Annotated in this window: 10 protein-coding genes and 1 tRNA gene; 9 read left to right on the top strand and 2 right to left on the bottom strand. The window is 76.4% G+C overall.

The annotated features are described in order from the left end of the window. Nucleotides 1-92: 92 nt before the first annotated feature. Nucleotides 93-165: transfer RNA gene (locus tag GC157_14240), tRNA-Ala, on the bottom strand. Between the two features lie 73 nt (nt 166-238). Beyond that, on the bottom strand, nt 239-982 hold the full coding sequence (locus GC157_14235) for a methyltransferase domain-containing protein (protein MBI1378620.1): 744 nt from the start codon (nt 980-982) through the stop codon (nt 239-241). A gap of 302 nt (nt 983-1284) precedes the next feature. Between GC157_14235 and GC157_14230 the strand changes: the two genes are divergently transcribed. From GC157_14230 to GC157_14190, 9 genes are all read left to right on the top strand, one after another. Next, a complete protein-coding gene (locus GC157_14230; GenBank protein MBI1378619.1) occupies nt 1285-2403 on the top strand; it encodes a diguanylate cyclase in 1119 nt (372 codons plus the stop codon). 82 nt (nt 2404-2485) lie between these two features. Further along, nucleotides 2486-3544, top strand: coding sequence for a phosphotransferase (locus GC157_14225; protein MBI1378618.1), 1059 nt, complete (start codon nt 2486-2488; stop codon nt 3542-3544). 1 nt (nt 3545) lies between these two features. Further along, nucleotides 3546-4916: an aminotransferase class III-fold pyridoxal phosphate-dependent enzyme gene (locus GC157_14220; protein ID MBI1378617.1), complete on the top strand. Its 1371-nt coding sequence runs from the start codon at nt 3546-3548 to the stop codon at nt 4914-4916. Next, nucleotides 4913-5653, top strand: a complete 741-nt coding sequence (locus tag GC157_14215; protein MBI1378616.1) for an SGNH/GDSL hydrolase family protein — start codon at nt 4913-4915, stop codon at nt 5651-5653. Before GC157_14220 ends, GC157_14215 begins: the two co-directional genes overlap by 4 nt. A 242-nt stretch (nt 5654-5895) precedes the next feature. Next, nucleotides 5896-8385, top strand: coding sequence for a leucine--tRNA ligase (locus GC157_14210; protein ID MBI1378615.1), 2490 nt, complete (start codon nt 5896-5898; stop codon nt 8383-8385). A gap of 54 nt (nt 8386-8439) precedes the next feature. After that, nucleotides 8440-9372: a DegV family EDD domain-containing protein gene (locus GC157_14205; protein MBI1378614.1), complete on the top strand. Its 933-nt coding sequence runs from the start codon at nt 8440-8442 to the stop codon at nt 9370-9372. Between the two features lie 41 nt (nt 9373-9413). Then, nucleotides 9414-9995, top strand: a complete 582-nt coding sequence (plsY, locus tag GC157_14200; protein ID MBI1378613.1) for a glycerol-3-phosphate 1-O-acyltransferase PlsY — start codon at nt 9414-9416, stop codon at nt 9993-9995. 99 nt (nt 9996-10094) lie between these two features. Then, on the top strand, nt 10095-10925 hold the full coding sequence (locus GC157_14195) for a hypothetical protein (GenBank protein ID MBI1378612.1): 831 nt from the start codon (nt 10095-10097) through the stop codon (nt 10923-10925). Beyond that, nucleotides 10922-13279 carry an MBL fold metallo-hydrolase gene (locus tag GC157_14190; GenBank protein ID MBI1378611.1) on the top strand — a complete coding sequence of 786 codons (2358 nt, stop codon included), beginning with the start codon at nt 10922-10924 and terminating at the stop codon, nt 13277-13279. Before GC157_14195 ends, GC157_14190 begins: the two co-directional genes overlap by 4 nt.

The following is a 13279-nucleotide window of genomic DNA, read 5'->3' as shown; positions in this document are numbered from 1 at the left end:
CGGTCCCGTCGGCGGCCAGCGGGGGCCCACGTCCGCATCAGCCCCAGCACTGACGAGGCGCCGACCCAGTGGGTCGGCGCCTCGTCAGTGCGTGGAGCTGAGGGGACTCGAACCCCTGACCCCCTGCATGCCATGCAGGTGCGCTACCAGCTGCGCCACAGCCCCGTGCGTCGTGCCGGAGCAGCATAACGGTGCCCCCCGCCGGGCGGGAAATCCGGTCCGCGACCGGCGGCGGCGCTCAGGCCGGGCCGGGCGCCCGCCACACCGAGACGTGGCTGGTGCTCTCCGAGGTGAACGGCGCACCGGTCCAGTCGGCCCAGCGGGACTCGAGCGAGAGCCCGGCGAGCTCGGCCATGAGGTCGCACTCGGCCGGCCAGACGTAGCGGAAGCGGCCGGACCCGTAGCGGATGGTGCCGTCCGCCTCGCGCCGGTAGTGGTGCGAGACGCACTCCTGGGTCACCAGGTCGTAGGTGTCGAACCCGAGGTGCCCGTCGCTCACGTCGAAGGGCACGGCGTCCTGGCCCGGCGGCAGCCGCCGCAGCGGCGGGACCCACAGCTCGACCACGAAGCGGCCGCCCGGCCTCAGGTGACGGGCGGCGTTGCGGAAGCACGCGACCTGCTCGGCCTGCGTGCGCAGGTTGGAGATCGTGTTGAACACGAGGTACACGAGGCTGAACCGGCCCGCCACCACGGTCGTGGCCATGTCGCCCACGACGACGGGCAGCTCGTCCTCGGCCGCCCGCCGCCGCAGCTGCTCCACCATGTGCGGCGACAGCTCGATGCCCGTCACCGCCACCCCGCGCTCGCGCAGCGGCACCGCCACGCGTCCGGTGCCCACGGCGAGCTCGAGCGCCGGGCCGTCGCCGGCGAGGCGCTCGAGCAGGTCGAGCGTGGGCCCGAGCACCTCGGGAGCGAACATCTCCGCGGAGTCCTCGTCGTACGTCGCCGCCGTCCGGGCGTCCCACAGCTCGCTGCTCACCATCCGCCGACCGTAGGCGTGTCGGCGGCCGCCGTGCGCGCGGGTTGCGCCCCGGCCCCGCCCGGCGGTGACGCAGGGCCACCGGCGCCCGCGCGGCGGCGACGCTCGGTGACCCGCTCACGCGCGGACGGGGCCGGTCGTGGGCCCTCGTGTCACCCGGTCGGAGCAGACGATCCCCTGGTTGCGGGATCCCGCACGCGCGCCGCCCGCCCTACGCTCGCGGGGTGACGCGCGACCCGCACCTCGGCACAGGTCGGGGGCGGCGTCGCTTCAGTCCGAGGTCGGCGTCCGCCGAGGTAGGGACCATGACTGCGATACCGGAGTCATGGCGCCACCGCGCCTATGACCGGGAGGCCGGCACCGCGCGCGAGTACGACTCGGCCACGGCGTGGGCCCTGCTGCCCTGTGGCCTCGCGCTCGCCGTCTTCTACGTCGGCCTCGCCGGCCTGCACCACGTCTCGGACGGGACGGCGGCGGCCACGCAGCCGGTCGACGTCGCCGCCGGGTCAGCGGCGCTGGTGGCCCTGACCGTCGCCCTGCTCGCCTGGAAGAAGCTCGTAGCGGAGCGGTTCGCCCATGCCGTGGCGGTCGGCCTCGTCGCGGTGAGCGCGGCGTACGGCTCGGTGCTGCTCGTCACCTCGGCGCAGTCCGACGAGACCTCGACCTTCGTGCTCGTCCTCGTGGGCGCCGGCGTCGGGCTGCTGCGCCTGCGGTGGTTCCTCGGCGCGCTGGCCCTCGTCTGGGCGGCCTGGCTGGCCTGCGTGGGCCAGCTCGGCGGCTCGTTCGCGCGGTGGGACCACTGGGTGTTCTTCATGCTCACGGCGACCGCGCTGGCGAGCGTGGTGCTGTTCGTGCGCCGGCGCAGCATCGACACGGCGACCGCCGCGATCCGCCGCGCGTCGCAGGCCGCGACGGAGGACGCCGCGACAGGTCTGTGCAACCGCCGGGGCCTGGCCATGCTCAGCCACGAGGTGGTGGCGCTCGCGCGTCGGACCGGCGACGCCGTGTGGTGCGCGTTCGTCGACGTCGACGGACTCAAGGTGGTCAACGACCGGCACGGCCACGACGCCGGCGACCGGGTGATCATGGCCGTCGCGCAGGCCCTGCGCGCCACCTCGCGCGCCACCGACGTGATCGCCCGCTGGGGCGGTGACGAGTTCGTGGTCGTGGGCCTAGGCGTGGGCACCGAGCCCGACGAGCTGGAGCGCCGGCTGCACGTCTGGCTCGGCGACACCTTCCCGAGCGACCGGATCGTCACCTCGGTCCGCGTGAGCGTCGGGCGCGCGCTGCTCGAGCCGTGGGACCTCGGCGACGTCGAGCGGCTGCTGTGGGTCGCCGACCGGGACATGTACCTGCGCCGCGCCGCCCGCTCGGGGCACCCCGCCAGCATCGTCACCGTCGAGGCTCCCGACCAGGACGCCTGACCCGCGCACGCCGCGGCGGGCGCCCTCGCCCGACCGGGTGCTCCGCGCCGCCACCCCGACCGCGCCCGGGTAGGTTGCGCGCGTGAGCGAGCAGGCGCCGGACCGGTGGGTCGACCACGACCTCGCCGCGCCCTTCCGCCGGTTCGACGCCGACGCCGTGGCCGGCCTGCTCGCGCAGGGCTGGGGGCTGGTCGCCCGCGACCTGGTGCGCCTGGACACCGAGCGCGACGACACGTTCCTCGCGACCCTCGGCAGCGACACGGTGGTGGTCAAGGTCGCGCACCCGGCCGACGACGCGGCCCTCGTCGACCTCCAGGTGCGGGCCCTCCAGCACGCTGCCGACCGCGACCCGGCGCTGCCGCTGCCGCGCCTGCGACCCGACACCGCCGGTGCGCCGGTGCGACGTGTCGCGGGCGCCCAGGGGGAGCCGAGGCTGGCGCGCGTGCTCGACTACCTGCCGGGCTCGACCCTCGAGTACGCCCTCACGGACGCGGCGCAGCGGCGGGCCGTCGGCCGTGCGGCCGGGCGCCTGTCGGCCGCGCTCGCCGACTTCGACCACCCCGCTGCCGGCCGCGTCCTGCCGTGGGACCTCCAGCAGGTCGCCTCGCTGCGCCCGCTGCTCGCCGCCATCGGCGACCCCGCGGTGGCGACGGACGTCGCCGCGGTGCTCGACCGCTACGACGCCGAGGTCGGCCCCCGCCTGCGCGCCGCGCGCCAGCAGGTGGTGCACAACGACCTCAACCCGGACAACGTGCTGGTCGACCCCGCCGGGCCGGAGTTCGTCACCGGCATCCTCGACTTCGGCGACGTCGTGCGCACGGCGGTCGTCGCGGACCTGGCGGTCGCAATGGCCTACGCGGTGGGCGCCGACCACGCCTTCGAGCGCCACCACGTCGACCCGTGGGCCGCGCCCTACGACGTGGCGGAGGGCTTCGTCTCCGTGCGGGAGCTCGACGACGACGAGGCCGCGCTGCTGCCCGACCTCGTGGTGACCCGGCTCGCGCAGCGGCTGCTGGTCAACTCCTGGCTCGCGGCGTCCGACCCGGCGAACGCCGGCTACACGGCCCGGTCTGTGGAGCACGCGGCCCGCGCACTGCGCCGGCTCGCCTCGGCCCCCGCCCCTGCATCGGGGGTGGGCTGACATGGCGGGCTCCGGCACCGTGGGTCCGTCGAGCTACTTCGACCCGGCACGCGTCGGCGAGCTCGACGCGCGCACGGCCGACCTCGTCCGCCGCCGGATCGCCGCTCTGGGGCCTGCCTACCGGCTCTTCTACGAGCAGCCGCTGGAGATCGTGCGCGGCGAGGGGGTGCACCTCTACGACGCCGCCGGCCAGGAGTACCTCGACGTCTACAACAACGTGCCGTCGCTGGGCCACGCGCACCCGCGGGTGGCCGCGGCGATCTGCGCGCAGGCCTCGGTGCTCAGCACGCACACCCGCTACCTGCACCCCGCTGTCGTGGCCTACGCGGAGGACCTGCTCTCGACGTTCCCGGCCGAGCTCGGCCACGTCATGTTCACCTGCACGGGGTCCGAGGCGGGCGACCTCGCCCTGCGCATCGCCAAGGCGCACACCGGCGGCACCGGCGTCGTCGTGACGCGCAACGCCTACCACGGCGTCACCACCGAGATCGCCGCGATCTCGCCGTCGCTGGGCGGCCTGGGCTCGCTGCCGGACTGGGTCCGCTGGGTGCCGGCGCCGGACGCCTTCCGCGTCGACCACGCGGCCCAGGGCTTCGCCGGGCTGGGGGAGTGGTTCGCCGCGCAGGTGCAGGCGGCGATCGACGACCTGGCCGCCCACGGCATCCGCTTCGCCGCGTTCGTGGCCGACTCGGTCTTCGCCAGCGACGGCGTCCTCACCGACCCGGCCGGCTTCCTCGCCCCGGTGCGCGAGGTGGTCGCGCGGGCCGGCGGCGTCTACGTCGCCGACGAGGTGCAGCCGGGCTTCGGCCGCACGGGGGAGGCGCTGTGGGGCTTCGCGCGGCACGGCCTCGCGGAGGGGCCGCTGGCGCCGGACATCGTGACTCTCGGCAAGCCGATGGGCAACGGCATGCCGATCGCCGCGACGGTGGTGCGCCCCGAGGTGATCGAGCGGTTCGGGCGCGAGATGCGCTACTTCAACACCTTCGGCGGCAACGCCATGGCGATCGCGGCCGCGCAGGCCGTGCTCGACGCGCTGCGCGAGGAGGGGCTGCAGGACAACGCCCTCGTGGTCGGCCGGCACACGGTCGAGCTGCTGCGCGAGCTGGCCGGGCGCCACCCCGCGATCGGCGACGTCCGCGGGGCGGGGCTGTTCGTCGGCGTCGAGCTGACCGTGCCCGGCACGGAGCGCGAGCCCGACGAGGCCCTCACGCTCGGGGTGGTGAACGGCCTGCGCCGGCGCCGCGTGCTGCTCGGCACGGCCGGCGTCGACAACAACATCCTCAAGGTCCGCCCCCCGCTGGTGTTCTCGCGCGCGGACGCCGAGCGGTTCGTCGCGGAGCTCGACGCGACCCTGACCGAGCTCGGGGCATGAGCCGACGCGTGCGGCACGTCCTGGTCCTCGCCGACTCCCTCGCCTTCCACGGGCCGGACGGCCCGCAGCCGCCCGGCGACCCGCGGCTGTACCCGAACGTCCTGGCCGCGTCCCTGGCCGGCCCGGGCGACGAGGTGCGCGCGGACGTCGTGGCCCGCATCGGCTGGACCGCGCGCGACGCGTGGTGGGCGCTGACGAAGGACCCGCGGGTGTGGGGCGAGCTGGTGCCGCGCGCCGACGCAGTGGTGCTCGGCGTCGGCGGCATGGACGCGCTGCCCGCGTCGGTGCCCACGTTCCTGCGCGAGGGCATCCCGTACGTGCGTCCCGGGTCGCTGCGCCGCGGCGTGCGCCGGGCCTACGCCGCGACCTCCCCGCGCGTGATCCGGCTGCTCGACGGCCGCGTGCGCCAGCTGCCGCAGGCGGCCACCGACCACTACCTGCGCCGGGTGGTCGAGGGCATCGCGCACTACCGTCCCGGGCTGCCGTCGGTGCTGCTCGGGCCCTCGCCCTATGCCGCCGCCACCTACCCGTCCGACCGCGGGCACGCACCGGCGGCCGCGGCCGCCCGCCGGTGGGCGGCCGCGCACGGCACCGGCCTCGTCGACCCGGACCCGCTCGTGCTGCCCGCGCTGCGCGACGGCTCGGCCAACCCGGACGGGCTGCACTGGGCCTGGTCGACGCACGAGGCGGTGGGCCGGGCACTGGCCGCCGAGCTGCGCCGCTGCGGCTGGGCCTGAGCCGCGGCCGCAGCTGCGGCGCGGCCGCAACCGGCGTCGGGCCGCACCGGGCCGTGGGCTATCCTGTGCCGCGTGCGAGCCCGGCGACTCCTGCTTCTCGGGCCGCACCGGAGCAAGCGCCCGGCGTGACGTCGGCGAACCGGTGCGGCTGACCCCTCCTGTGCGAGGGGTCTTCGTCTGTCCGGGACCGACCGCCGCGGCGCCGAGCCGCCGACGAGGCAGCAGCCACGAGGGATTTCGCCATGACGCAGAACGACACGACCGCCCCGGAGTCCGACGGCCGCGAGGCGGGCTACGACGTCCACGCCGTGCAGGAGAAGTGGCTGCCGGTGTGGGACGAGCTCGCGCCCTTCCGCAGCGGGCGGCCCGACGACGAGCGGCCCAAGAAGTACATCCTCGACATGTTCCCGTACCCGTCGGGCGACCTGCACATGGGCCACGCGGAGGCCTACGCCCTCGGTGACGTGATCGCCCGCTACTGGGTGCAGCAGGGCTACAACGTCATGCACCCCATCGGCTGGGACTCCTTCGGGCTGCCCGCCGAGAACGCCGCGATCAAGCGCGGTGCCGACCCCGTGCTCTGGACGGCCGACAACATCGAGCAGCAGCGCGTGTCGATGCGCCGCTACGCCTGCTCGTTCGACTGGGACCGCGTGCTGCACACGAGCGACCCGTCGTTCTACCGGTGGAACCAGTGGCTGTTCCTTCAGCTGTTCGAGCGCGGCCTGGCCTACCGCAAGGCGTCCGCCGTCAACTGGTGCCCGTTCGACCAGACGGTGCTGGCCAACGAGCAGGTCGTCGGAGGCCGCTGCGAGCGCTGCGACACCGTGGTGACGAAGAAGAAGCTGACGCAGTGGTACTTCCGGATCACGGAGTACGCCGACCGGCTGCTGGACGACATGGCGCAGCTGGAGGGCATGTGGCCCGAGAAGGTGCTGCTGATGCAGCGCAACTGGATCGGGCGATCGACCGGCGCCGAGGTGCGGTTCCGCATCGAGGGTCGCGACGAGCCCGTGACGGTCTACACCACCCGGCCGGACACGCTGTTCGGCGCCACGTTCTTCGTGGTGGCCGCCGACTCCGACCTGGCCGCCGAGCTGGCGGCAGGGACGCCGGCCGAGGCCGAGTTCGCGGCGTACCTCGAGCAGGTCAAGACCATCAGCGAGGTCGACCGGCTGTCGACGGAGCGGCCCAAGACGGGCGTGTTCCTCCAGCGCTACGCCGTCAACCCCGTCAACGGCGAGCGCATCCCGGTCTACGCGTCGGACTACGTGCTGGCCGACTACGGCACCGGCGCGATCATGGCGGTGCCGGCCCAGGACCAGCGCGACTGGGAGTTCGCCACCGCCTTCGGCCTGCCCATCGTGCGCACCGTGCAGCCGCCCGAGGGCTGGGAGGGCGAGGCCTACGTCGGTGACGGCCCGGCGGTGAACTCCGGCTTCCTGGACGGGCTGATGAAGGCCGAGGCCATCGAGCGGATGGTGGCCTGGCTGGAGGAGCAGGGCCTGGGCACGGGTGCCGTCAACTACCGGCTGCGCGACTGGCTGATCTCCCGCCAGCGCTACTGGGGCACGCCCATCCCGATCATCCACTGCCCGTCGTGCGGCGAGGTCCCCGTGCCGGACGACCAGCTGCCCGTCACGCTGCCGCCGACCGAGGGCCTGGACCTCACGCCCAAGGGCACCTCGCCGCTGGGCGGCGCCACCGAGTGGGTCAACGTCGACTGCCCGCGGTGCGGCGGCGCGGCCACGCGCGACACCGACACCATGGACACCTTCGTCGACTCGTCCTGGTACTTCCTGCGCTACCTGGACCCGGCTCGCAGCGACGTCGCCTTCGACGTGGAGCAGGCCCGCGTGTGGGCGCCGGTCGACCAGTACACCGGCGGTGTCACGCACGCGATCCTGCACCTGCTGTACGCCCGCTTCATCACCAAGGTGCTGCACGACATGGGCCTGGTCGACTTCGTGGAGCCGTTCACCCGGCTGCTGAACCAGGGCATGGTCGGCATGAACGGCTCGGCCATGAGCAAGTCGCGCGGCAACCTGGTGCGGCTGTCCGACGAGCTGGCCGTGCACGGCGTCGACGCCGTGCGCCTCACGATGGTGTTCGCCGGTCCGCCCGAGGACGACATCGACTGGGCGGACGTGTCGCCGTCGGGGTCGAAGAAGTTCCTCTCGCGCGCCTGGCGGCTGGCCGGCGACGTGACCAGCCCCGTGGGCACCGACCCGGCCACCGGCGACCTCGCGCTGCGCCGGGCGACCGCGCACGCGGTCGACGAGGTGCGCAAGGCGGTGGAGTCGTTCCGCTTCAACGTGGCCGTGGCGAAGACCATGGAGCTGGTCAACGCGGCGCGCAAGGCGATCGACTCCGGCCCGGGCGGCGGCGACCCCGCGGTCCGCGAGGCGGCCGAGGCGGTCGCGATCCTGCTGTCGCTGGTGGCGCCCTACACGGCCGAGGAGATGTGGGAGCGGCTCGGACACGAGCCCACCGTGGCGCTGGCCGGGTTCCCGTCGGTCGACCCCGCGCTCCTGGTGCAGGACACCGTCACGTGCGTCGTGCAGGTGGCGGGCAAGGTCCGCGACCGGCTCGAGGTGTCGCCCGACATCGCCGAGGACGAGCTGCGCGAGCTGGCGCTGGCCTCGCCCGGCGTGGTGAAGGCGCTCGACGGCGCGGCGATCCGCACCGTGGTGGTGCGCGCGCCGAAGCTGGTCAACGTCGTCCCGGCGTGAGCCGGCGTCGCTGCGCGAGGTGCGTCGCCGGGTCGGCTGAGTAGGGTCGCGGCCATGCACCGCGTCGCGATCGTCACGGACTCGACGGCGTACCTGCCGGCCGATCTCGTGGCCTCGCACGGCATCCGGGTGGTGCCGGTGCAGGTCGTCGTCGGCGGTCACCCCTACGACGAGGGCGTGGAGATCACGCCCGCAGAGGTGGCCGCGGCGCTGCGCGAGTGGACGATCGTCACCACGTCGCGCCCCTCGCCCGACCGGTTCGCCGAGGCCTACGCCGAGGCAGCCGCCGCCGGCGCCACCGCGGTGGTGTCGGCGCACCTGTCCGGGGACATGTCCGGCACCTACGACTCCGCGGTGCTGGCCGCGCGCGACGCCCCGGTGCCGGTGGAGGTCGTGGACACCCGGCAGGTGGCGATGGCCATGGGGTTCGCCGTGCTCGACGGCGCGCGCGCCGCGGAGGCGGGGGCCGACCCGGACGCCGTGGCCACGGCGATCCGCGACCGGGCGGCGGCGAGCAGCGCCCTGTTCTACGTCGACACCCTCGACTACCTGCGCCGCGGCGGCCGAATCGGCGCCGCGCAGGCGCTGCTCGGCCAGGCGCTCGCGGTGAAGCCGATCCTCGAGCTCGTCGACGGCCGGGTCGCCCCGCTGGAGAAGGTGCGCACCACCTCGCGCGCCCTGGCCCGCATCGAGGAGCTCGTGCTCGAGCGGGCGGCCGGGCGGCCCTGCGACGTCGCCGTGCACCACCTCGACGCCGCCGCCCGGGCCGAGACCCTCGCCGGGCACCTGGTGGCGCGCATGGCGGACTCGCGGGTGATCGTGGCCGAGGTGGGGGCCGTGGTGGGCGCGCACGTGGGCCCGGGCATGGTCGCGGTGGGGGTGTCCCCGCGGCCGGGCGGCGCGGCGGGGGACCCGGGTGACGAGGGGGCCGACCTCGGCGGGCAGGACGCCGGGGATCCCCGCGCCGGGACGCCGGACCCCGCGTGAGCGCGGGCCTGCTCGGCGTGGACATCCCGCTGCACGACCTCGTGGTGAGCGTGTGCCTCGGCGTCGCCGGCGCGCTCGTGGGCTACCTCGTCGGCTCGGTGAACCCCGCGGCGATCATCGCGCGCGCCCGCGGCACGGACCTGCGCACCGTGGGCTCGGGCAACCCCGGCGCGACCAACGCCGGGCGGGCCTTCGGCTGGCCGGTCGGCGTGCTCGTCGGCGTCCTCGACGTCGCGAAGGGCTACCTGCCGGTGGTGCTGCTCGACCACCTCGGCTACCCCGTGCCGGCGCTCGTGGCCGGCCTGGCCGCGGTGGTGGGCCACATCTCCTCGCCCTGGCTGCGCGGGCGCGGGGGCAAGGGAGTGGCGACCTCGCTGGGCGCGGTGCTGGCCGTCCAGCCGTGGTGGGTGCTGCCGGTGCTGGCCGCCTTCGGCGTCACGTTCCTCGTCACCCGCCGGGTGGGGCTGTCCTCGGTCGCGGGGGCGCTCATGCTCGTGCCGGCGTCGCTGGTGCGCCACGACCGCCCCGCCGACATCGCGTTCGCGGCGGCGCTGGCCGCCCTGGTGATCGTGCGGCACCGGCGCAACCTGGTCGAGGCGGCCGACGCCGTCCACCCGCGCTGACGGTCACCCGCCGCTGACCGCCCGACCCCCGGTGTGTCGTCAACAGCGCCGGGCTCCGGGGCCGGCGGATCCCTCGCCCGGCGCGCCTAGCGTCCCCGCGTGCTGCCGCTGCCCCGACGCCGGATCGACCCCGACGTCGTCCGCGAGCGCCTCGCCGCGCTGGCTGCGGGGCGGTCCGGGCCGGACGCCGCCGAGCCCGGGCCGGCGGACTTCCCGCCGACGGACGGGGACGCGCCCCCGGCGGCCGCCGTGGTCGGGCGCGCCCCGCTCCGGGTCGTGCTGCTCTCCGTCGGGGCCACCGCGGCGGTGGTGTGGGTGCTCCTGCGGGTCACGGTCGGCGGCACGGCGAGCCCGGTCGAGCTCGTGCCGGGCACGCCTCTGCCGCTCGCGACCCCCGGTGCGGGCGTCGCTGGGTCGGCCGGCCCGTCCGCCGGGTCCACGACGTCCCCGGCCGGCGCCACGGTCGCGTCCGGCTCCGCGAGCCCCGCGGTGCCGGACACCGTCGTCGTGCAGGTGCTCGGCCAGGTGCGGCACCCGGGCCTGGTCACGTTGCCGGCCGGTTCCCGCGTGGCCGACGCCGTGGCCGCCGCCGGCGGCCTCGTGCGCGGCGGCGGCAGCGGCGGGCTCAACCTGGCCCGCCCGGTCGTCGACGGCGAGCAGGTCGTGGTGTCGGCGGACGTGCCGACCGCCGGCGCCGTCGCGCCCGGCACGCCGGGCGAGGGCGCCACGGGGCCCACCGCCCCGGTCGACCTCAACAGCGCGACCCTGACCGAGCTCGACGCCCTGCCCGGCGTCGGCCCGGTGACCGCGGGGCGGATCCTCGACTGGCGTGCCGCGCACGGCCGGTTCAGCTCGGTCGACCAGCTGCGCGAGGTGTCCGGCATCGGCGCCGTCACCTTCGCGCGGCTGGCCCCGCTGGTGCGGGTGTGAGGGCCCTCGCGGCGGGCCTCTGGCTCTGGGTCGCCACGGCGGTGCTGCTCGCGGTGGCGGCGACGGCCGGCGTCCGCGCCGCCGTCGCAGGCGCCGGCTGCGTGATCGCGCTCGTGCTCGTCGGCGTCCTCCTCCTGCGCGGCCGCGCCGGGCGCCGCGCGCTCCGCGCCGCCCTGCTCGCAGCGGCGCTCTCGGCCGGCGCCGCCGCGGTCGTCGCCTGGCGGGTGCTGCCGCTGGTGTCCGGCCCGGTGGCCGAGTGGGCCGCCGACCGGCCGCTGGTGCGCGCCGAGGTCGTCACCACCACCGACGCCGCGCCGCGGGCCGGGTCCACGCGCGGGTCGCGGCGCACCGATGACGAGTGGCAGCTCGACGCCGCGGCCCTCGCGGTGGCCCGCGGCGGCGGGGCGCCGGTCGCCGTCGACCTCCCGGTGCGGCTGCTCACCACGGCGGACGTCGGCCGGCTGCTCCCCGGCACGCGCCTGGTGGCGACCGGCCGGCTGCTGCCCGGCGACGTCGTGCGGGGGCGAGCGGCCACGCTGGTGGCCGAGTCGGTCGCCGAGGTGGGAGCGCCACCGGTCGTGCAGGGGGCGGCGGGAGCCCTGCGCGAGTCGTTGCGCCGCACCGTGCGCGACCGGCCGGCCGAGTCGGCCGGCCTGCTCCCGGGCCTCGTCGTCGGCGACGTGTCCGGCGTGCCCGACGAGCTCGACACGGCCATGCGCGACTCCGGCCTCGCGCACCTCACGGCCGTGTCCGGCGGCAACGTCGCCGTCGTGGTGCTGCTCGCCCTCGGTGCCGCCCGCGCGCTGGGCGTGCGCCGGGGCCGGGCTCAGGTGCTGCTCGTCGGGCTGGCGGTGCTCGCCTACGTCGTCGTCGCCCGGCCGCAGCCGTCGGTGGTGCGCGCGGCGGCGATGACGGCGGTCGTGCTGCTCGCCGTCCTCGCCGACCTCGAGGTGCGGCCCCTCGACGCGCTCGGGCTCTCCCTGGGGGCGCTCGTGCTGCTCGACCCGTTCCTCGCGCTCTCGGTGGGCTTCGCGATGTCGGCGCTGGCAACCGCTGCGCTCCTGGTGCTGGCCGTGCGCTGGCGCGAGCGCCCGAGACCGCCCGGACGGGTGCGTCGCGTCGTCGGGGTGCTGGCCGCGGTGCTCGCGGTGAGCGCCGCGGCCCAGGTTGCCGTGGCCCCGCTGGTGGCCGGGATAGGCGGGGGCCTCCCGGTCGGGGGAGTGGCGGCCAACCTGCTCGCCGAGCCCGCCGTCGCGCCGGCCACCTCGTTCGGGCTCGTGGCGGGACTGCTCGGGCTGGTGTGGCCGGCCGGCGCCGCGGTGGTGGCGCTGCCCGCGGCGTGGGCCGTGGCCTGGATCGCGCGGGTGGCGCGCACCTGTGCGGAGCTGCTGCCCCCGCTGCCCTGGCCGCGGGGGTGGGCCGGCGCGCTCGGCCTCGCGGCGCTGCTGCTGCTGGCCGGTGCGGCGACCTGGCTCGCCCGGCGGCAGGGCGGCGCCGTCGCGCGCGCCTGCCTCGCCGTGGCCGCCGTCGGCGGACTCGTGGCGGTCGCGCCACCCGCGCAGGTCCCGTTCGGCGCGGCGTGGCCGCCGCCGGGCTGGCGGGTGGCGATGTGCGACGTCGGCCAGGGCGACGCCACCGTGCTCAACGCCGGCGACGGCGCGGCGGTGCTCGTCGACACCGGACCCGACCCGGCCAGGCTGGACGCCTGCCTGCGCCGGCTGGGCGTGAGCCGGGTGCCGCTGCTGGTGCTGTCGCACTTCCACGCCGACCACGTCGAGGGGACCCAGGGGGCGCTGCGCGGCCGGCCCGTGTCCGCCGTCGTCGTCTCGCCGCTGGGGGAGCCGGTCGGCGAGGTCGCGCGGGTGACCCGCTGGCTGGCCGCCCGCGGCCTGTCGCCGCGGGTGGCCGCCCCGGGCGACCGGTGGTCGGTCGGCGCGGTCCACCTGCGCGTGGTCTGGCCCACCCGCCTGCTGCGCGGCGAGGGCAGCGACCCCAACAACGCGAGCGTGGTGCTGCTCGGGGACGTCGGCGGTGTGACCGTGCTCCTCGACGGCGACCTCGAGACGGCCGCGCAGGAGGCCGTGCTCGCCTCCGGGGTGCTCGGGCGGGTCGACGTCGTGAAGGTGCCGCACCACGGGTCGGCCAAGCAGTCGCCCGCGTGGGCGGCCACGACCCACCCGGCCGTGGCCCTGGTGGGTGTGGGCCTCGACAACGACTACGGCCACCCCAGCCCGGGCACCGTGGCGGCCTACCGCGCGGTGGGCGCGGTCGTGGGCCGCACCGACCTCGACGGCGACCTCGCCGTCGTCGCCGATGCCGCCCACGGTGTGGTGCTGCTGCACCGCGGGCCCTGA

Source organism: Frankiales bacterium, assembly GCA_016125335.1.
Taxonomy (GTDB): Bacteria; Actinomycetota; Actinomycetes; order S36-B12; family CAIYMF01; genus Longivirga.
Note: the sequence above shows the minus strand (reverse complement) of the source record. Positions and strands in the feature narration are given on the sequence as shown.

Bases quoted from the DNA above. Each gene is read 5' to 3' on its own strand.
- GC157_14215 (MBI1378616.1), top strand. From the start codon at position 4,913: ATGAGCCGACGCGTGCGGCACGTCCTGGTCCTCGCCGACTCCCTCGCC.
- GC157_14205 (MBI1378614.1), top strand. From the start codon at position 8,440: ATGCACCGCGTCGCGATCGTCACGGACTCGACGGCGTACCTGCCGGCC.
- GC157_14220 (MBI1378617.1), top strand. From the start codon at position 3,546: ATGGCGGGCTCCGGCACCGTGGGTCCGTCGAGCTACTTCGACCCGGCA.
- GC157_14230 (MBI1378619.1), top strand. From the start codon at position 1,285: ATGACTGCGATACCGGAGTCATGGCGCCACCGCGCCTATGACCGGGAG.
- GC157_14210 (MBI1378615.1), top strand. From the start codon at position 5,896: ATGACGCAGAACGACACGACCGCCCCGGAGTCCGACGGCCGCGAGGCG.
- GC157_14235 (MBI1378620.1), bottom strand. From the start codon at position 982: ATGGTGAGCAGCGAGCTGTGGGACGCCCGGACGGCGGCGACGTACGAC.